This window comes from Pseudomonas asplenii (assembly GCF_900105475.1).
Lineage (GTDB): Bacteria > Pseudomonadota > Gammaproteobacteria > Pseudomonadales > Pseudomonadaceae > Aquipseudomonas > Aquipseudomonas asplenii.
In genome coordinates, this window is sequence record NZ_LT629777.1 from 5,480,858 (window position 1) to 5,500,466 (window position 19,609).

Below are 19,609 nucleotides of genomic sequence, written 5' to 3' on the forward strand. Positions count from 1 at the left end.
GCCAACTATGACCAGCCAGCGAAGGAGTACCGACGAGCAATGGAAACGTACCGTCCAAGCCCGGAAAGAGAGATGGCTTGCCCTGATGGGAATTCATTTTGATAAGCGCTGAGGATGCGCTTGCCTCGCTGGAGCTCAGGTGAATCCTTCTGACCATCGATCACCTGGGCAATGAGGCCTTCCAGCGTCCCCCCGTTATCGTTCATCTCCAGCAAAGTGGCCGATTTGCTGAAAATGGCTGGAGAGGCGGTTGCCAATGCCAGCAGCACCAGGAGATGCCTGAACCTGCCGCCCTCCAATTTCGACAAGTCTCGTAGACTGAGACTTGCCTTGATCAGGCGGTAGGTATTGAGAAAACGCAATGCACGCCTCGGCGAGCCCCCGAGAAAAGGCGCCAGTTGTTTGAGAAATGCCTCTTCTTCTGGCGTTATCGACAGCCTGTCGATAGGCAGTTTGATCAAGGCCTTTTCTGGTACTGCTGCAGCAGGCCGGGGATCGAGGCGCTGAACATGATCAGCCAGGAAGTTTACGCTGGCATAACCCTTCATTGGGCTCATCCAATAAGGTATCTGGAAAATCTTCTCCAGATAATCATTCGCCGAGGCCATCTTCTCAGCCGTATTACCTGCTGTGCCGATCAAGCCGGGATACACTTTCAGGAGTGCATTGCGGACCCAGCGAGCATCCACCGCCACCATGACAACAAAGATCGGGAACGTCAGAAGCAGATGAACCGCCTGCAAGACGTCAACAACCTTTTCCGGTGGGCAACGGTCCAGGTCGTCAATGTAAAGAACAATCCGCTTGAAAGACTCAGGCTCTTCCCCTCCACTGCCCTTGTCATTTGAAAGGTGAGTCAAAGTCCGTTTCAGCTCGCTGACCTCGCCATCTGTCAACAGCCCCTCATGGTCACCCAGAAACTGCTGCAAGCGTTTACCAAACGCCTCTCGTTCCTGCTGGACTCGCTCATCGGAGCGTCCATCAGCCATGACACATGAAGACAGCTCCTCAAAGTCCTTGCGAATAGTCTCGATCAGTCCCAAATGCTTTGCATAATCGCCATCGACGGCACGAGCCCGGACAAATGTTTTCAGACGACTCGCCCCGGTTCCCTGGGAGTAATTATGCGAGGCCTCTGCCAACCGCTCACTGCTGGCCTTGACCCGCGCCTGCGCTTCCTCGACATGGGCATTGGCCTGGGACAGGCTTTCCTGTGTGCGTTTCAGGGTATCGGCCTGAGCACTCAACCTGCCATCCACTGCCCTGTCCATGACGCTCTTGGCTGCCTCCAGTCGCCCCAGGATTTTCCTGGTCTTTGCTAGAAACAACCCCATTAAACCGCTAATGCTTGCCAAGCCTACGCTTACGGAAATGATCGCCTGGTGCAGACCTCCAAGCGTGGGCAACCAGTTGGCCAGCAATTTCTGTGCATACGTGGCCACCACCGGCGCAAACAGGATGACCAGCATTGTGGATATGACAAAAGGCCAACCTTGAAGCTGGCGCTTCCATCCCCTGGCCAACAAGCCTGCTCGCCTGGACTCGTTCTCAAGGTCGGTCATCACTTGACGAAGCGAGTCGGCACTCCCCACAAGATCGGTCATGCCGAGTTCCTGTGCAGCGCTCTTCAACTGCTCTTCACTCTTGGCCAGGTCACTGCCCGGTTTGGCCTCGGATATAACCGACGTCAGTACATTCCAGTAAAACCGGGGTGATGTACCAAGCGCCTCGCGCGCATCGGTCAGTTGCTGCTCAGCCAGTTGCAAATCATTGGCAGCGTTTCGCTGTTCCTTACGACGGTCAACCAACTCCTGGGCAGCCTCGAGCGTCAGCGTGCGGGCAGTGGACAGGGTGTCCAGCAACCCGTCGGGACTCCCGGGATTGTGCTCGCCATACCAGCGGTCCAACTCCGTGAACAGGTGATTGACCAGGCTGGCCCAGAGATTGGTCTCCGCATAGTGCCAGGCATTAAAACGAATCTGTACGATCTGTGTGTGAAAGTCAGGCGATCCGGCCTCTGAAGCTCCGCTTTGCGGGAGACCTGCGCACAGGCGCTCGATATGTTCGTGAACCAGTCTCATGAAGAAAGACTTGCCGCTACCCCAATCACCAAAGATGCCGACCGCCAACGGCGGCACGAAGGCTTTGGAAGCCGCCATTCGAGCAAAGGCCTTGGCCTCGTCTGCGACATCCAACTGGTCATCAAGCCCAACCGCCCAGGGGTCGTCGCTGTGGGTGGTTGCAATCTGAATGCTATCAAGGTGAATGATTGGCCCGGAGGGCTCCCCCTCTCCCGGCGAGCTGTAGGGGTCATGAGGAAATGAGGAGGTACCCAATTGCGTGGCATAACCAGACAGCTTCAGCGGGTCGCCCTTGTCGTCTTTCAGCACTGATTCCATTCCTGTATGGGCGACTGTAACGATCAGATCACCGGGATGCGCGAACAAAGGTAGCCATTTAACATCAAGCACCCCGGTTTTGTAACAGCTCCGCGCTCACCGCCCTGCAAACCGCAGCCGCGAGAGCATTTTCAGATCGCCTGCCTTGTAGTACCCATCGCTCCAGCTGTCATTCGGTGCCAGCGGCTGCACTTCCTTGAGCGCCAGCTTCTTCGCGTAATAACGGAACCGATAGTGCTCGTAGAAGCGCAGGATCTCCAGGCCATAGCGATCCGCCAGGTCGGTATCGCCGCGAATCACCAGGTAGTTTTCGTCGTTGCCTTCACTGGCGCCGACGCTGAGGTTATGGCTGCCGCTGATGATCGTGGGGGTGTCGCTGGTGAAGTCGGTCACGACCGCCTTGGTGTGCACCAGCAGGCGCCCCTTCTGCCCCTTGAGACCCTCCTTGATCCAGCCTTCCAGGCCGGTACCGAGCAACGCCGTGGCGACGAAGTCGTCGGTACGGTCGGCATGAATCCCGGAGATGCTGCTGGCGGTGTTCTGCAGGCCAAAACGCAGCACGTCGTCATGGGGTTGGCCGAGCAGAGCCTCGAGAATCGACTCGGGCAAGGCAAAGGCCGTGGCGAACAGCACATCCTTGCGCGCGGCCGTGATGATCTGCACGAAAGCCTCGAGATCGCCCTGGCCGCTACGCGGGGAAAATCCGGCGAACAGCGGCTGACCGGGGTCCATGGGGTTGTTCCGGGTGATCCACTTGCGGGTCGCCGACACGTCCGTCGGGCTGGCCCAGATCTGCTCGAAGACCTGGGTGTACTCGGCAGCCAGACGGCTGTCGTCGAGCACATGAATCACATTGGCCTGACGGTACACGCCATTGGCGGTGAAGTTGGTACTGCCGCACAGCACCGCCTCAGGCTGGTACTGGCCAGCGCCGTCACGCTGACTGAGGACGATGAACTTGTCATGGAAAATCTTGCTGGTCACACGCCCGCGTTTGCTCTCGGCAGGAATCGCCGCCAGGCTCCGTTCGTTGTAGGCGGTGTCCTCGTCGCCGACCTTGGCGTGATACAGCACACGAATTCGCGCGCCGCGGTCCTTGGCCGCACTCACCGCACTGACGATAGCCGGCAACTGGTACTCGTAGATAGCGATATCCAGGCCCCATTGCCCATCCTTGGCACGCGCAATGAAACCGAGCAGCTCTTCCAGCAGGCCGTTTTCCAGCCACAGACGGGCAGCTTGCGGCCAGTCCTCGATAGACAGGTCGTTCTGCTGGGTAAGCAGTTGGTTCAGCTCGGGAAACTTGCGTTCGAAACCCTGACTCGCTGCCACCGCGCGATTGAAGATGACCCGCTGGTTCTTCGGCAGGCCATTATCGGTGGTCACGCTGATCGCCAGCGACTCGCCCAGTTGCGGCGCATCGGCCGAGCCATAGGCCAGGTGCACGCGGTAGTTGCAGGTGGTGCCGGGTTCGACGTTGTAGTCGGCCCAGCGGAATTTCTGCAGTGGCGCCAAGTCGCTGGGGGTGGCGTGATACTGGGGAAAGGTGTGCTCCTTGCCGGGAAAGGTCAGGCTGTTGAACAGAAACCGCCAGGGCTTGGTTCCTGTCTGGCGCTCGATGGCAAAACCGAGCAGACCGGCGCGTTTCGACTCGGCCAGATCCATTGCCAGCAGCACCCCGCTGGTGCCGGCATACGCCTTGACCCGGAAATCGTCCTGGGCATTGCTTTGAAGTACGCGCATGCATCACATCCTTGAGCGATTGATCGTGATGGTCGAGCGTAGCGAACTTTCATGCCGCCGAGAGCATCACGCACCGATTTCCTTGATGAAATCTTCCATGAAACCCTTGATACACGTGGCGGCCTCCCTAACCCGGTGCGTCACCTGGAAACCGACCAGGCTGGCCCACTGCCTTGCTCAGTTCCCTGACCAGAAAACAGCCTGAAGCCAACGTCACCATGACAGAAAACATCATCAGGAAATAAACCACGTCGGTGCTTTTACCCCAGAAGAAAAGCGACATACCGACAATAGGCAAAACCGACTGGTTAAGCATCACGATGACTGAAGAGGTGCTTGCAAGTCTATGCAAAGGAATCACTTCGATTCTTATCATTCGACCGACATTTCCACATACAACCTTGCCAAATATGCTCATGGCATAACACAGGACAAAGATCACGAACGACGCAGGAAAGGCAATCAAAAAAAGCGAAGGAAAAACCACAAAGAATAGCCCCATCAGCAAGAGCCGAGGGCGCTTCATCCTGATACGCGTGGCACCATAGGCATAAGTACCCAGCACCCCAAAAAACACCTGCCACGATATCAATCACACCAAAATATTTCACGGGCATATTCATGTTCAATTCGACAAGCGCCGCCCCTGACGACTCTATCAAGCCATCAAACATGTTATTCCCCATAGACAGGAAAATCACACCAAGAAGGACGGGCACCGAAGCAATAAACCCCATAGATGAAACAGCCTGCCGACCCACGGCCGAGCCAGAGTTCTTGCTGTTTACCTTTTTAATAGGATTCAGCCTCACCCAGGAAAAATAGCCGGCATTGAGGAAATAGAGAAGACAAGGAATGATCAGCAGATATTTATAACCAAAATCTATCAACAATATACCAACAACAGGACCGATGACCATCGCAAGAAAATCCATCCTGGACATCAGGTTGATGTGATGTTCCCTGGCACGACTCAAGGTTGCAATAATTTTCTCATAGGCAATCAGTGTCTGCGAATTGCCTATGGAAACAAGACTGCCTATTACACCAAACGTGATGGAAATGACCAAGGGATCGGCAGAGTTCTGAAATATGAGAAACAGGCACCCTGCAGTCTTTATGATGTCTGAAATAATTGACAGAGGCCTGATCCCGACGTTATCGATACATTGGCCGATCATGGGAATGAGTAACAGCCTCGGCAGCCACCACACCGCATACGACAATCCAGAGTACTCAATGCTGCCAGTCAACAGATAGACGACTACAGGCACCATGAAGGTCATCAAGGCGTCAGCGGTCAGTACCAGGAACAAAAAGCTGAAAAATAGAGTACTCATCCTGAGGGCTCATCATGCATCTTTTCTTTCAAACCACCTGAACAACGACAGATCAACAATTAGCAGGCAATCCTAGCCAGTGCAAGTTAACGCTATGCGCGATAGCCCATAGCCTTTACCGCGACTACCGGGAATTCCAACTTTAAAACCGACAACAGCATACATACTGCGTCAGTATTAACTGACAAAACCCTCCCTGACCTCGAAGCCATTCCCCAACACCTGCAACACGGTAGCGTCCGGAAATATTCCACTAACGCCCAATCACTCACGAAGCCTCCACACAACAAGTAGGATTATTCCTTCAAAATAACGAAAGATATAGATTCCACCCAATCTGCAACAAAATATGTACAAAGACATGCAGTAGCCCCACACGAGTAACAGGGCATGAAAACCAGCGCGATTATTAAGCAATACCGTCCCGAGCTCAGGCTCCGGAATAGAACGGGCTCGCCAGATACAAAAAGAGAAACCAGTGCGGGTAGCGACCACCCCGCCCTGGTGCCCAGTGCAGTAAGACCCCTGCCACACTGGCAGCCTTCGATGTTCTGCATCCGTTGCTACGAAATTTAACTTTCAGCACCCAGACACAAGCATATGGTCGCGTAAGCCCCTACCCTGATCGATGATCCACGGCGAACTGACTTCGAGCGCGATCTGCTGTTTTCCTACCCGAACCCAAAAGGACCTTCCATGGAATCTCCCTTGCACCCCAGCGTGGCCCCGGCCCTGAGCTTCAATGGCGGTTTCGTCGACACCCTGGGCTTTCTTGCCCTGCAAGGTCTGTTTACCGCCCATGTCACCGGCAACTTCGTGACCCTGGGGGTCAGCATCGTTAATGGAGCCTCCGGCGCATTGTCCAAACTGATCGCCTTGCCGGTGTTCGTCCTGGTGGTGGGCCTGACGCACCTGGCCGCCGTGGCGATTCATCGCCGTGGCCTGGTGCCTCTGCGTCTGCTGCTGGTAGCGCACACGCTGATGCTCGCCGCCTTCGCCGGACTGGCGATCTATTGGGGCCCCTTCGCCGATAGCGACAGCACCAAAGCGCTGATCACCGGAATGACGGGTGTCGCCGCCATGGCGATTCAGAATGCGATTTCCCGCCAACACCTCAAAGGGGCGCCCCCCACCACCCTGATGACCGGGAATGTCACCCAGTTCGCCATCGACGTGTTTGCCCTGTGGGGTGAGCGCGACCCGGCGCAGCGGGCCACGATCCGCCTGCGTCTGAAACCCGTCTGCATCACCCTGCTGGCCTTTGCCAGCGGCTGTATCAGCGCCGCGCTGCTCTATCTGGTGACAGGCCTGTGGGGGCTTTTGCTGCCGCTGGTCATCGCCATCGGGGTCTGCCTCAATACCCATCGCAAGGACACACTGCAGCCCTGAACCGCCGCTCGACGCGCTGATTGTCTGGCACTCCCTCGCCTGTTTTTCGCCACCCTGACGGTCAGGCCACTGGCCGTCAGCGAATACCGTAGTGGCAAACTGGCATTCCGCCAAAACTCAACAATACTTGGTCGCGATTGGAAAACGCGGTACCCCTCCCCCCCGAAATGGAGTTCTTCATGAAATCGCAAGAACTGGAACTGGACGTTGCCGTGGTCGGCGGCGGAGTCTCGGGTGCCTACAGCGCCTGGCGTCTGCAACAGACCCACGGCGACACGCAGCACATCGCCCTCTTCGAATACAGTGACCGCATCGGCGGGCGGCTCTTCAGCATCAACCTGCCAGGACTGCCGAACGTGGTCGCCGAGGTCGGCGGCATGCGCTACATCCCCGGCAAGGACGGCCACGTGCTGGTGGACAACCTGGTCAAGCACCTCAAGCTGCCCAGCCAGGATTTCCCCATGGGCGCGCCCAAGCCGGTGTACTCGAAGAACAACCTGTTCTATCTGCGTGGCAAGCGTTTCCGTTATCGCGACTTCGTCGAAGCGCCGGAAAAAATCCCTTATGACATGGCCTGGTCGGAGCGCGGTTTCTGCCCCGAAGACCTGCAGGTCAAGGTGATGAACTACGTCTACCCAGGCTTCGACAAGCTCAGCCTGTGCCAGCAGATGCAGGTCAAGGTGTTTGGCAAGGAAATCTGGAAGTACGGTTTCTGGGACCTGCTGTACCGGGTGATGAGCAACGAAGGCTACCAGTTCATGAAGGACGCCGGCGGCTATGAAGCCAACGTCGCCAACGCCAGCGCCCTGACGCAACTGCCGGCCACCGAATACAAGGACACCACCGAGTTCCTGACGTTGACCAAGGGTTTCCAGAGCCTGCCGCTGACCCTGGCCGAGAAGTTCGCCAAGTTGCCGGGCAAACTGCCCGGCAAGCAGCGGGTGCAGATGAACCAGCGCCTGGCGAGTATCAGCTATGCCAAGGACACCGAGTTTCCCTATCGCCTGCACTTCCAGAATACCGTCAGCGTCGACGGGACCACCCGCGACAGCAGCGGCGGCCAGGTGGTCAAGGCCAGGAAAATCATCCTGGCCATGCCACGCCGCTCACTGGAGCTGATCGAGTCGCCCTTCTTCAAGGACCCATGGCTGCAGGAGAACCTCGGCTCGGTGCTGGTGCAATCGGCGTTCAAGCTGTTCCTCGCCTACGAGCAACCCTGGTGGCGGGCGCTGGGCCTGGTGGCCGGGCGTTCGGTCACCGACCTGCCGGTGCGGCAGATCTACTACATGGGCACCGAGGGCGAGCAGAAAGGCGGCGAACCAACGCTCAACTCACTGTTGATGGCCTCCTACAACGACATCGGTACCGTCCCGTTCTGGAAAGGCCTGGAGGATGGCGCGCCTTTCGTCGGCTTCACCCCGGCCAGCCTGGCCGGCAAGCTCAAGGCCGAGCCGGTGGTGCCCAGGACCCAGTTCCAGGTCAGCGACGAGATGGTCCGGGTCGCGCAGATGCAGGTCACCCAGGTCCACGATCAGGTCGAACTGCCCCGTCCCTACTCGGCGGTCTATCACGCCTGGGACAGTGACCCGTACGGTGGCGGCTGGCATGAGTGGAAGGCCAACTACCGGATCGACCAGATCATCTGCCGCATGCGTCACCCGGTGGAAAAACAACAGATCTATATCGTCGGCGAAGCCTATTCCATTGGCCAGGGCTGGGTCGAAGGCGCGGTGACCGTGGCCGAATCGACACTGCAGGATTTCTTCGGCCTCAAGCGCCCGAACTGGCTGCCCAAGGACTACCACCTCCTGCCAATCCCCACCCCCGACGGCTGCAGCCTCGAACCGGGCCAGCGCCCGCCCGTCAAGAATTGCGCAGCGACCCTCAATGAAGTGACCGAGTTTGCCTACAAGGGGATTGATCATGGCAACACCTAACGGCTTCACCGTCGCCGACTACCTGCTCGCCCGACTCAAGGAGTTGGGCGTGAAAAAGGTCTTCCAGGTGCCCGGCGACTATGTCACGAACTTCATGAATGCGTTGGAACAAGACCCGGAGATCGATGCAGTCGGTGAAGTCAATGAAATGAGCGCCGCCTACGCCGCCGATGGCTATGCCCGCTACACAGGGATCGGCGCGGTTTCGCTGCAATATGGCGTGGGCACCTTCAGCGCGCTGAACGCCATCGCCGGCTCCTATGTAGAACGCAATCCGGTGGTGGTGATCAGCGCCAGCCCCAACAAGAAAAATCGCGATCTGATCTGGAGCAGGGACATCCTGTTTCATCACTCCACCGGCGACCTGGAGGTCGGCCGCAAGGTTTTCGAGAACGTCACGGTCGCCTGCGAACTGCTGGGGAACTGCTGCGCGGCACCTGCGCTGATCGACAAGGCACTGACGGCCGCCATTACCGAGCGTCGGCCGATCTATCTGGAAGCCTGGCAGAACGTCTGGGGCGAGCCCTGTCAGCCGCCGGTCGGCAGGCTGTCAGCGATACCCGCACGGTTCGACAAAGGCTCGCTGAAAGCGGCGATCGAAACCACGGTGCAGCGCCTGCGGGCAGCGAAAAAGCAGCCGATCATCATGCTCGGTATCGAGATAGCCCGCCTCGGTCTGCAACAACAGGCCCTGCATCTGATCGAGGCCAGCGGCCTGCCCTTTACCACCTCGCTGGAAGCCAAGACCGTTCTCGATGAAAAACATCCGCAGTTCATCGGCACCTACGCCGGTGATGCCTCGCTACCCCAGACCCAGGCATTGATGAACGATGCCGAGTGCATTCTGGCCCTGGGGGTGATCTTCACCGACGACTACCTGCCGTTGCTGGTGGATGACCAGAAGTTCGACAAGATTACCCTGGTCACCTCCCAACTGACTCGCACCGGCCTGCAGTATTACCACCCTCGCGTGCCGCTGCCGAACTATATGGAGGGCTTGACGCAGGCGCTGCGCCTGGACAAGCACTTCCCGCAACCACGGGTCCCCCGCGAACCCTTGCCTGCGCTATTGCAAGGTACCCAGGACGGCAGCGAACCGCTGAGCTACACCCGCCTGTTCAACAGCCTCGACCAGTTTGCCCGTGAGCATCACTGGTGGGAAAACGGCAGCCTGATTCTCGGCGAAAGCTCATCCCTGTATGTCGCGAGCAACCTGATGGACATGCCCCGCGACAGCTTCGTCGCCGATGCGATCTGGGGCTCGCTGGGTCATGAAACCGGTTGTGCATTGGGCGTTGCCCTGGGCAGCGGTCGCCGTCCCTTCGTGGTAGCTGGCGATGGCGGCTTCATGATGATGTGTCAGTCATTGTCGACCCTGGTACGCAATCAGGTGAACGCCGTGGTGTTCGTCGTGAGCAACGAGGTGTATGCCATCGAACAGGCGTTCGTGGATATCCATGCGTTCGATGAAGACGGCAAGTTCGCTCCGTTCGACATCTTGCCCACCTGGGATTACCTGGCGCTGGCCAAAGGCTTCGGCGCCGAGGGCTACCAAGTGTCGACCCAGGCCGAATTGGACGAGCTGCTACCGAAACTGAACGATAGCCGCAAGACCACATTGGTACAGGTGATCATTCCACAGAAGGACCTGGCACCGCAGATCAAGGCCCTCGCCAGCTGACAGGCCTGACCCTGGCGCTCGTTTCAGCGGTCAGCCGCATCGCCACACACTCAATTGAAGTACCTTTTGGAGTAACCGCTGCATGGATGTACGCCACCTGTTCCAACCATCGCTGGTCGCTCTGTGCCTGCTGTCTGGCACCGCCCAGGCGCATGTCCACGGCGCCGCCGAGGAATCCAAGAGTTTCATCCCGGCCCCGCCCGGTGAGTCCTACGAGCAAAGCCTGCTTGAGTGTGTCAGCGAGCAGGACACCCGCCCCGCCCAACTGCTCTCGGGCCTGGGCGGCACCCGCTACCCAATGGTCGCGCTCAAGGACGCCGACAAGGTCGAGGCCTTCTACAGCCAGGGTATTGCCCTGCAGTACGGCTTCAACTTCTCCGAGGCCATCCGCGCCTTTTACCAGGCCAGCCGTGCTGACGAAGGTTCGGCAATGCCGTACTGGGGCATCGCCCTGTCGGCCAACTCCAACATCAACAGCGACGCCACCGCCGGCTGTGATCGCCTGGCCTATCGCTCGGCACAGATTGCGCTGGACAACGCCAAGGCACGCCAGAACGATCAGTCCGCCAAGGACAGGTTCAGCCCACAGCAATTGCAGCGCGAGGTCGACTACGCCAACGCCTTCATGGCCCTGTATACGCCCAAGGACGGCAGGGTGTTCCTGGACAAGGCAGGCAACGAACGTTATGCCCAGGCCATGAAGACACTGTCGCAGACCTACTCCGACGACCTCGATGCCGCGACCCTGTATGCCGATGCGCTGCTCAACCTGGAACCCTGGAAATGGTGGAAGGGCTCCGCAGCGACCTCCAATAACGTCGAGCCAACCAAGAACGCCTACGAGGCGTTGCAGGTGCTCAACAGGGTGCTGGTACAGGACCAGCTCCACACCGGTGCCAACCACTTCTACATCCATGCCATCGAAGAATCGCCCTTCCCCGCCAGCGGCCTGCCCATGGCCGAGCGCTTTCGCGAGCAGAACCCGGCGATCGGCCACCTGGTGCACATGGCCTCGCACATCTACCAGCGCACGGGCAATAACGCCCTGGCCAGTGTCACCAACTACACCGCCGTTTCGGTCGACCGCGCCTACACCCATCAGGTCAACCCGCAGAGCCCCTACCCGCTGCACTACCTGGGGCACAATATCCACTTCCTGACCTGGACCCTGTCCATCGAGGGCAGGCAGAACGAAACGATGAACATGGCCGAGGAACTGGTGGAAAACACCACCCGCTACGCCGCGCTGGAATTTCTCTGCAAGCAGTACCCGGACGAGATCGCCACCAAGTCCGACTATTTCTACGCCGTGCCCTATTACTTCGCGGTGCGATTCCAGGACTGGGACGCACTGAATCGGATCGAACCGAAAATCATCGCAGGTCTCAAGACCATCAACGACACCTGCACCGCTGCGACCAAGGACAGCAAGACGCCCTGGGTGGAACTGACCGCCCCCTACACGCAGGTCATGAGGGCCTACGCCAACGCCTATAAAGAACTGGCCCGGCCGGGGCTCGACAACGCAGCAATCGGCGAGGCCCTCAAGCGCTACTGGCAGGCAGCCAACGAGACACTCAAGGGCGATACCCCCCTCAAATACGGCAACAACGATGCCGTCCAGTTGTTCCGGATCGCCAACCTGATCCTGCTGAACAAGGCCCAGGCCAGCAGCCAGGGCAAGCTGGACCTTATGGCCCTCAAGGAAAATGCCGCCCAGGTGTTCAGCAAGGAATCACCACCAGAACTGCTCACCGACCTGAAGGCCCTGCAGGGCGACAACCCGACTCAGGTGATCGCCGCCTGGCGCAAGGCGGTCGAGATCCAGGACCAACTGGCCTACAACGAACCGCCGGACTGGTACTACACCCTGCGTGAATCCCTCGGCTATGCACTGCTGGAGCAGAACCAGTACGCCGACGCCGAACAGGTGTTCCGTGAGGACCTGGCCCAGAACCGCCTCAGCGGCCGCTCGCTCAACGGGCTGAAACTGAGCCTGGAGAAACAGCCGGGCAAGAGCGTACCGGCACTGCTCGACGAGCAACTGCAAACCGCCTGGCGTAACGCGACCATCAGTGCCGCACCGTACTGACTACTTGCGCTTGTAGCGCTTGCTGCCACCGGGTCTCAGACAGTAGACCCCGCCACGGGGCCCGGTGCAGTAGATTCACGGGGCGCATCCTTGCCAGAGAAAAGATCGCCCCGTGACATCAACTTACCGTGAACGCGTCCCCTGATGGGATAGACGGTCCAAGACCTGGCACCTCAACCCGGCATGCACTGGAAGTCGCCGGTGTGGGCCACTTCCTTGCCATGGGAGTCCACCAGGCGCGCGCTGACCTCCTGGCCCAGGCTCGACTCCACCAGCTTGTAGTGCTCACCGGCCCGGAACTGCTGATAGGAAACCTGCCCGGAACAGTCTTCCTGGTTGCCGTCACCCACCGGGATCTCCACCAGCATCACGTCCAGCTTGTGCGCGCCCGGCGTCACTTCGAAAAAGCGCCCGTCATTGATCGACTTGCCATCGACCTTCTCGGCCAGCAGATCATTTGGCGCCTCGTCCTGCAAACCGATCCAGGCCTCGCTCGGGTCGGCCTTGGGCAGTGGACCGGCACAAGCCGAGAGCAAGACGGCCAGGCCGAGGGTTGGAATCAGCATCAGTGGCTTGAGTGTCATGCGCGGTTACCTCGAAGATGAAAAAGGGGTCAGATGCAGGAGAACAGATGGGACTGGGCCACCTGCTTGCCGTGGTCATTGACCAGGATCGCCCCGACGTCGGATCCCGAACCCGATTCAACCAGGTGGTACTGCTTGCCAGCCTTGAACTGGTCGTACTCGACGTGCCCGGTGCATTCGGGTTGATCAGAGTCGCCGTTGGCACCCTGGATCAAGGTCAATTCAAGGTTGTGCTTGCCGGGCGCCACCTCGAAGTAGCGGCCGTCCCCCACTCGCTGGCCATCCACGCGCTCTGCCATCAGGTTGTCGCTCGACTGGCCCTGCAGACCGATCCAGGCTTCGCTCGAATCAGCCTTGGGCATGGGTCCGGCGCAAGCCGAGAGCAGGCACACCAGGCCAAGGGTCGGAATCAGCAGCAGTGGTTTCAGGTTCATCGTATGAATTCCTCTCATGTTCATCTGTCGCTTCGGCAGACGGAGACACCGTCCAATTGCCGCCAAGAGTGGCGATACAGAGCGTTTTCGACAAATGAATGGAAATGAAGAGAATTTCAGTCCTTATCTAAAAGATCCTTCATGTCGGTGAAAGCCAAACGTTAAGTTCCAACGGCAAGACTGCCGGGGTTTGCAATTCCACTCTCCGGAGGTTCAAGGCATGCTAGGGCTGGTAAAGACCGCACTGCTCAAGCCGTACACATTTATCGTATTGGCGATTTTCATCTGCATCATCGGGCCGCTGGCGGCCCTGCGTACGCCCACGGACGTGTTTCCCGATATCGGTATCCCGGTGGTCGCGGTGGTCTGGCAATACAACGGCCTGTCGCCCAACGACATGGCTGGCCGGGTGATCTACACCTATGAACGCTCGCTGAGCACCACCGTCAACGACATCGAACATATCGAGTCGCAATCGTTGCCGGGCATGGGCATCGTCAAGATCTTCTTCCAGCCCGGCGTCGATATCCGTACCGCCAACGCCCAGGTCACGGCGGTTTCGCAGACCGTGCTGAAACAGATGCCACCCGGTATCACCCCACCGCTGATCCTCAACTACAGCGCTTCGACAGTGCCGATTCTGCAGATGGCGTTCTCCAGCCCAACGCTGTCGGAAGCCAAGATCCGCGACCTGGTGCAGAACAGCATCCGCCTGCCACTGACCTCCGTACCCGGCCTGGCAATACCGACACCCATGGGCGGCAAACAACGCCAGATCACCCTCGACCTCGATCCCCAGGCGCTGGCCGCCAAGGGCCTGTCGGCACAGGACGTGGGTAACGCGCTGGCGGCACAGAACCAGATCATTCCGGTCGGTACCGCCAAGCTCGGCCCCTATGAATACACCGTACTGCTCAATAACAGTCCGCAGGTGATCGATGAACTCAACGACCTGCCCATCAAGACCGTCGACGGCGCGCTGATCACCATCGGCCAGGTCGCCCACGTGCGTGATGGCTCGCCGCCGCAGACCAACATCGTCCGGGTCGACGGCCGCCGGGCGGTGCTGATGCCGGCGATGAAGAACGGCAATATCTCCACCCTGTCGATCGTCGACGGTATCCGCAACATGCTGCCGCTGATCAACGAGACCCTGCCGCCGGAGCTGAAAACCTCGCTGCTGGGCGACGCCTCGGTGTTCGTCAAGGAGTCGGTGGGCAGCGTGGCCCGTGAAGGGATCATCGCCGCGCTGCTGACCAGTGCGATGATCCTGCTGTTCCTCGGCAGTTGGCGCTCGACCCTGATCATCACCGCTTCGATTCCGCTGGCGGTGCTCTCGGCCATCGCGCTGCTGGCCGCCACCGGGCAGACCCTCAATGTCATGACCCTCGGCGGGCTGGCGCTGGCGGTCGGTATCCTGGTAGACGATGCGACGGTGACCATCGAGAACATCAACTGGCACCTGGAACAGGGCAAAGCCGTAAAGACGGCGATTCTCGACGGTGCCAAACAGATCGTCGGCCCGGCGTTCGTCTCGCTGCTGTGTATCTGCATCGTGTTCGTACCGATGTTCATGTTGCAGGGCATCGCCGGCTACCTGTTCCGGCCGATGGCCCTGGCGGTGATCTTCGCCATGGCCAGCTCGTTCATCCTGTCGCGGACCCTGGTGCCGACCCTGGCGATGTTCCTGCTCAAGCCCCATGTGCTCGAAGGCGGCGCCGGACACCATCCCGAAGATGCCTTCCTCAATCACCACGAAGGCGACCAGCACGGCCGCCAGCGCAACGCGCTGCTGCAAGGCCTGCTGAATTTCCAGCAGGCTTTCGAACGCGGCTTCTCCACAGTGCGCGACACCTACCACGGCCTGCTGACCCTTGCCCTCGGTTGCCGTCGACGCTTCCTGCTGGGCTTCCTCGGCTGTGTACTGGCGTCCTTCGCCCTGCTGCCGAGCCTGGGTGAAGACTTCTTCCCCGCCACCGACGCCGGCGCCCTGGCCTTGCATGTGCGCCTGCCACTGGGTTCGCGGATCGAGGAAAGCGCGGCGGCCTTCGACCGCATCGAGTCACGGATCCGCGAGATCATTCCCGCCGAGGAACTGGACCATATCGTCGACAACATCGGTATTCCGTTGAGCGGCATCGACATGGCCTACAGCAGCAGCGGCACCATCGGCCCGCAGGACGGCGATATCCAGGTGACACTCAAGCCCGGCCATCAGCCAACCGCCAACTACGTCAAGCAACTGCGCAGCGCCCTGCCGGAAAGTTTCCCCGGCAGCCACTTCGCCTTCCTGCCGGCGGACATCAGCAGCCAGATCCTCAACTTCGGGGCTCCGGCGCCGCTGGACGTGAAGATCTCCGGTCGCAGTGCCGAGGAGAATCGGCTGTTCGCCGTGGAACTGCAGCGCCGCCTGCAACACGTACCGGGTATCGCCGACCTGCGTATCCAGCAGTCCGAGGGTTATCCGTCGCTACAAGTGAACGTCGATCGGATGCGCGCCAAGGGCCTGGGGATCACCGAACGTGACGTCACCAACAGCATGGTCGCCTCGCTGGCCGGCAGTTCGCAGGTGGCCCCGACCTTCTGGCTCAACCCGGCCAACGGTGTGTCCTATGGCGTGGTCGCGGCGACTCCGCAATACCGTCTCGACAGCCTGCCGGCGCTGGAAGCCCTGCCGGTGACCGGCAGCAACGGCCAGTCGCAGATTCTTGGCGGCCTGGCCACCATCAATCGGGTAGCGAGCCCGGCGGTGGTGACCCACTACAACATCCAGCCGACCCTGGATATCTACGCCAACGTCCAGGGCCGTGACCTCGGCGCGGTGGCCCATGACATCCAGAAGGTCATCGACGATGCGTCGTCGCTGCGACCCAAGGGGGCGGTGGTCAGCCTGCACGGCCAGATCGACGCGCTGCATGAAGCGTTCAGCGGCCTGAGCTTCGGCCTGCTCGGCGCGGTAGTGCTGATCTACCTGTTGATCGTGGTCAACTTCCAGTCCTGGATCGACCCGTTCGTGATCATTACCGCCCTGCCTGCGGCGTTGGCCGGGATCGTCTGGATGTTGTTCCTCAGCGGCACCTCGCTGTCGGTACCGGCCCTGACCGGGGCCATCCTGTGCATGGGCGTGGCCACCGCCAACTCGATCCTGGTGGTGAGCTTCTGCCGCGAACGCCTGGCCGAACACGGCGATGCCCTCAAGGCTGCCCTGGAGGCCGGCTACACCCGTTTCCGCCCGGTCTGCATGACCGCCCTGGCGATGATCATCGGCATGCTGCCGCTGGCCATCTCCCAGGAACAGAACGCCCCCCTCGGACGCGCCGTGATCGGCGGTCTGATTCTGGCGACCACTGCCACCCTGCTGTTCGTCCCCGTGGTGTTCAGCCTGGTGCATGGTCGTCGCCAACCCCTTCGCGCCTTAGCTGGAGAAATGACTCATGACTGACCGCAAACCCTCGGGCAAACGCCTGCTCTACCTGGGCGTCGGCGGCCTGACCCTGGCAGCGCTGCTGGTGGCCAACGGGATTGCCGCGCGAACCCGCCACGAACGGGCCGTCACGGCCTGGACCGAGGCCGCTGCAGTGCCGATGGTCAGCGTGTTCCAACCGAAGCAGAACGCCGCCGGCGACACCCTGCGCCTGCCCGCCCGTCTTGAGGCCTGGAGCAAGGCACCGATCCATGCACGGGTCAGCGGCTACCTCAAGGACTGGAAAAGCGATATCGGCAGCCAGGTCCAGGCCGGTCAGGTGCTGGCGCAGATCGACAGCCCGGACCTCGATCAACAGGTCGCCCAGGCTCACGCGCATATGCTGCAGGAGCAAGCCAATGCGCGCCTGGCACGGACCACCGCGACCCGCTGGAAAAACCTGGTGAGTACCCACTCGGTCTCGCAACAGGAAGCCGACGAAAAGAGTTCCAACGCCGCCGCCGCCCAAGCCAATGCCGAGGCAGCACAGGCCGACTACGCACGGCTGTCGGCATTGGAAGCCTACAAGACCATTCGCGCGCCGTTCAGTGGCACGATCACCGCCCGCAACACCGACATCGGCCAACTGGTCAAGGCCGACAGCGACAGCGATCCGGAACTGTTCGATATCGCCGACACCCATCAGTTGCGGCTGTATGTGCCGGTACCGCAGAACTACGCCAGCGTCATCCGACCTGGCCTGCAAGTGCAGTTGAGCGTCCCGGAGCATCCGGGCATGAGCTTCAGCGCACGCCTGGTGGGCAACTCGACATCGGTGGATGCACGCTCCGGCACCCTGCTCGCGCAGTTCGTCGCCGACAACCCGGACAACGCCCTGCTGCCTGGCGACTACGCCGAGGCGACCATCCCGATACCAGCCGACACCCATGGTGTGAGCATTCCTGCCAGCGCCCTGATCTTCCGGGCCAAAGGCACCCAGGTGGCACTGCTCGACGCGCAGAAACACGTCCACCTGCGCGATATCCATATCGGCCTCGACCTGGGTGAACGCCTGGTGATCGATCAGGGCCTGAAGCCCGGCGACACCGTGATCGACAACCCGCCCGACGCCCTGCGCGAAGGCGACCTGGTGAAACTCGCCGATGCCGGAGTCCCCCATGCCGCCAAAGCTTAAACTCGGTACCTGGCTGCTGTTGATCGCCGGTTTGCAAGGCTGCTCGCTGGCCCCGACCTACAAGGTGCCGCAGATCGACCTGCCTGCACACTATCGCGAACAGACCAGTGACGGTCCCTGGCACTTGGCCAAGCCTGGCGACACGTTGTCCAGCCAGTGGTGGCTGTTGCTCAAGGACGCACACCTGAACGACTTGCAACAACGCCTGCTCCAGGCCAACCCGGACCTGGCTGCGGCTCTGGCCCACTATGACGGCGCCCAGGCCTACGCCAGCCAGTTGCATGCCGCACTGTTCCCGCAAATCAGCGCCAGCGCCCAGCCCGAACGCCAGCGACAATCGGACAGCCGTCCGCTGCGCGGCACAAGCCAACCCTCGGTGTACAACAGCAACACCGCCGGTTTCGCGCTGAACTTCGACCTCGACCTGTGGGGCCGCATCCGCAACCAGGTCGCCGCCGGCGACGCCCAGGCCCAGGCTTCGGGCGACGACCTGGCAGTGGCCCGACTGAGCCTGCAACAGCAACTGGCAAGCCTGTATATCCAGCTCAACGGCCTCGATGCCCAGAGCAGGATCCTCTCCAGTTCACTGGACGATTACAGCCAGGCCTTGCAACTGACCCGCGATCGTTACCAAGGCAAGATCGCCTCGGAACTCGACCTGACCCGCGCCCAGAGCCAACTGGCCGAAGCCCAAGCGCAACTGGATGAAGTGCATGGCCAGCGCAACCTGGCCGAACATGCCATTGCCGAGTTGGTCGGCGAGTCGGCGAGCAACTTCCAACTGGCGCCGACCACGCAGATCCTGACGATTCCCCAGGTGCCGGGCGCCTTGCCGAGCAACCTGCTGCAACGCCGGGCGGATATCGCCGCCGCCGAGCGCCGGGTGTTTGCCGCCAATGCCGGGATCGGCGTAGCCAAGGCGGCGTGGTACCCCGACTTCAGTCTGACGGGTCTGATCGGCGGCCAGACCCAGGGCGTCGGCAACCTGCTCTCGGCGGGTAACCGCTACTGGGCGCTGGGGCCGCTGGTCAACCTGCCGATCTTCGAGGGTGGGCGGATCAGTGCCCAGGAGAAACAGGCCAAGGCCGAGTTCGAGGAAGCTTCAGCCCAGTACCGCAGCCATGTGTTGCGGGCGGTGCGCGAGGTCGAGGACAACCTGGCGCAACTGCGCGACCTGCAGCGCGAGGCCCAGGACGAACAGGCGGCGGTGAATGCCGCAGAACACACCCAGACCCTGGCGATGAACAGCTACCAGGCCGGTGCGGTGAACTATCTGGATGTAGTGACGGCACAGACCGCCGCCTTGCAGGCACAACGACAATTACAGGCGCTGCAGACACGACAGTTGCAAGCCAGTGTCGGGTTGATGGTGGCCTTGGGCGGCGGCTGGACTTCTCCAGACCAGAGTTGAT

Annotated in this window: 13 protein-coding genes; 7 read left to right on the forward strand and 6 right to left on the reverse strand. The window is 60.3% G+C overall.

All coding sequences use genetic code 11. The annotated features are described in order from the left end of the window. Nucleotides 1–5 precede the first annotated feature (5 nt). The 4 genes from BLU37_RS24255 to BLU37_RS24265 form a co-directional block, all read right to left on the reverse strand. Nucleotides 6–2,390: a P-loop NTPase fold protein gene (locus BLU37_RS24255; RefSeq protein WP_172833052.1), complete on the reverse strand. Its 2,385-nt coding sequence runs from the start codon at nt 2,388–2,390 to the stop codon at nt 6–8. Between the two features lie 105 nt (nt 2,391–2,495). After that, nucleotides 2,496–4,142: a phospholipase D-like domain-containing protein gene (locus BLU37_RS24260; RefSeq protein WP_090209730.1), complete on the reverse strand. Its 1,647-nt coding sequence runs from the start codon at nt 4,140–4,142 to the stop codon at nt 2,496–2,498. Between the two features lie 127 nt (nt 4,143–4,269). Further along, nucleotides 4,270–4,518, reverse strand: coding sequence for a hypothetical protein (locus BLU37_RS29585; protein ID WP_232000384.1), 249 nt, complete (start codon nt 4,516–4,518; stop codon nt 4,270–4,272). Next, entirely contained in the window at nt 4,487–5,482 is a 996-nt protein-coding gene (locus BLU37_RS24265) for an MFS transporter (protein WP_232000385.1), read from the reverse strand. Before BLU37_RS24265 ends, BLU37_RS29585 begins: the two co-directional genes overlap by 32 nt. Nucleotides 5,483–6,178: 696 nt before the next feature. Between BLU37_RS24265 and BLU37_RS24270 the strand changes: the two genes are divergently transcribed. The 4 genes from BLU37_RS24270 to BLU37_RS24285 all read left to right on the forward strand — a co-directional run bounded on the left by BLU37_RS24270 (nt 6,179) and on the right by BLU37_RS24285 (nt 12,581). Further along, nucleotides 6,179–6,871, forward strand: coding sequence for a YoaK family protein (locus BLU37_RS24270; protein WP_090209732.1), 693 nt, complete (start codon nt 6,179–6,181; stop codon nt 6,869–6,871). A gap of 179 nt (nt 6,872–7,050) precedes the next feature. Beyond that, the gene (locus BLU37_RS24275; RefSeq protein WP_090209736.1) at nt 7,051–8,808 is read left to right on the forward strand and encodes a flavin monoamine oxidase family protein; all 1,758 of its coding nucleotides are present in this window, start codon (nt 7,051–7,053) and stop codon (nt 8,806–8,808) included. Beyond that, nucleotides 8,795–10,489 carry an alpha-keto acid decarboxylase family protein gene (locus tag BLU37_RS24280; RefSeq protein WP_090209738.1) on the forward strand — a complete coding sequence of 565 codons (1,695 nt, stop codon included), beginning with the start codon at nt 8,795–8,797 and terminating at the stop codon, nt 10,487–10,489. Before BLU37_RS24275 ends, BLU37_RS24280 begins: the two co-directional genes overlap by 14 nt. 82 nt (nt 10,490–10,571) lie before the next feature. After that, nucleotides 10,572–12,581: a protein kinase family protein gene (locus tag BLU37_RS24285; protein WP_090209741.1), complete on the forward strand. Its 2,010-nt coding sequence runs from the start codon at nt 10,572–10,574 to the stop codon at nt 12,579–12,581. Between the two features lie 173 nt (nt 12,582–12,754). On the opposite strand, the gene BLU37_RS24295 is transcribed toward BLU37_RS24285, so the two are convergent. Both BLU37_RS24295 and BLU37_RS24300 read right to left on the reverse strand, forming a co-directional pair. Then, a complete protein-coding gene (locus tag BLU37_RS24295; protein WP_010445421.1) occupies nt 12,755–13,165 on the reverse strand; it encodes a PA0061/PA0062 family lipoprotein in 411 nt (136 codons plus the stop codon). A gap of 29 nt (nt 13,166–13,194) precedes the next feature. Further along, nucleotides 13,195–13,599 carry a PA0061/PA0062 family lipoprotein gene (locus BLU37_RS24300; RefSeq protein ID WP_090209743.1) on the reverse strand — a complete coding sequence of 135 codons (405 nt, stop codon included), beginning with the start codon at nt 13,597–13,599 and terminating at the stop codon, nt 13,195–13,197. Between the two features lie 220 nt (nt 13,600–13,819). On the opposite strand from BLU37_RS24300, the gene BLU37_RS24305 reads away from it, so the two are divergent. From BLU37_RS24305 to BLU37_RS24315, 3 genes are read left to right on the forward strand one after another with little or no spacing between them, the layout of a single operon-like run. Continuing rightward, nucleotides 13,820–17,041: an efflux RND transporter permease subunit gene (locus BLU37_RS24305; protein ID WP_090209745.1), complete on the forward strand. Its 3,222-nt coding sequence runs from the start codon at nt 13,820–13,822 to the stop codon at nt 17,039–17,041. Beyond that, complete coding sequence (locus BLU37_RS24310; RefSeq protein WP_010445427.1) at nt 17,034–18,197, forward strand: efflux RND transporter periplasmic adaptor subunit; 1,164 nt, start codon at nt 17,034–17,036, stop codon at nt 18,195–18,197. The genes BLU37_RS24305 and BLU37_RS24310 overlap by 8 nt, the downstream gene beginning before the upstream one ends. Beyond that, nucleotides 18,181–19,608 (forward strand): efflux transporter outer membrane subunit, encoded by a 1,428-nt coding sequence (locus BLU37_RS24315; protein ID WP_090209747.1) that lies wholly within the window; start codon nt 18,181–18,183, stop codon nt 19,606–19,608. Before BLU37_RS24310 ends, BLU37_RS24315 begins: the two co-directional genes overlap by 17 nt. Nucleotide 19,609 lies beyond the last annotated feature (1 nt).

What these genes read in the sequence shown, in the direction of transcription:
- BLU37_RS24260 (WP_090209730.1), bottom strand. Translation starts at nt 4,142, where the DNA reads ATGCGCGTACTTCAAAGCAATGCCCAGGACGATTTCCGGGTCAAGGCG.
- BLU37_RS29585 (WP_232000384.1), bottom strand. Translation starts at nt 4,518, where the DNA reads ATGATAAGAATCGAAGTGATTCCTTTGCATAGACTTGCAAGCACCTCT.
- BLU37_RS24265 (WP_232000385.1), bottom strand. Translation starts at nt 5,482, where the DNA reads ATGAGTACTCTATTTTTCAGCTTTTTGTTCCTGGTACTGACCGCTGAC.
- BLU37_RS24270 (WP_090209732.1), top strand. Translation starts at nt 6,179, where the DNA reads ATGGAATCTCCCTTGCACCCCAGCGTGGCCCCGGCCCTGAGCTTCAAT.
- BLU37_RS24275 (WP_090209736.1), top strand. Translation starts at nt 7,051, where the DNA reads ATGAAATCGCAAGAACTGGAACTGGACGTTGCCGTGGTCGGCGGCGGA.
- BLU37_RS24280 (WP_090209738.1), top strand. Translation starts at nt 8,795, where the DNA reads ATGGCAACACCTAACGGCTTCACCGTCGCCGACTACCTGCTCGCCCGA.
- BLU37_RS24285 (WP_090209741.1), top strand. Translation starts at nt 10,572, where the DNA reads ATGGATGTACGCCACCTGTTCCAACCATCGCTGGTCGCTCTGTGCCTG.
- BLU37_RS24295 (WP_010445421.1), bottom strand. Translation starts at nt 13,165, where the DNA reads ATGACACTCAAGCCACTGATGCTGATTCCAACCCTCGGCCTGGCCGTC.
- BLU37_RS24300 (WP_090209743.1), bottom strand. Translation starts at nt 13,599, where the DNA reads ATGAACCTGAAACCACTGCTGCTGATTCCGACCCTTGGCCTGGTGTGC.
- BLU37_RS24305 (WP_090209745.1), top strand. Translation starts at nt 13,820, where the DNA reads ATGCTAGGGCTGGTAAAGACCGCACTGCTCAAGCCGTACACATTTATC.
- BLU37_RS24310 (WP_010445427.1), top strand. Translation starts at nt 17,034, where the DNA reads ATGACTGACCGCAAACCCTCGGGCAAACGCCTGCTCTACCTGGGCGTC.
- BLU37_RS24315 (WP_090209747.1), top strand. Translation starts at nt 18,181, where the DNA reads ATGCCGCCAAAGCTTAAACTCGGTACCTGGCTGCTGTTGATCGCCGGT.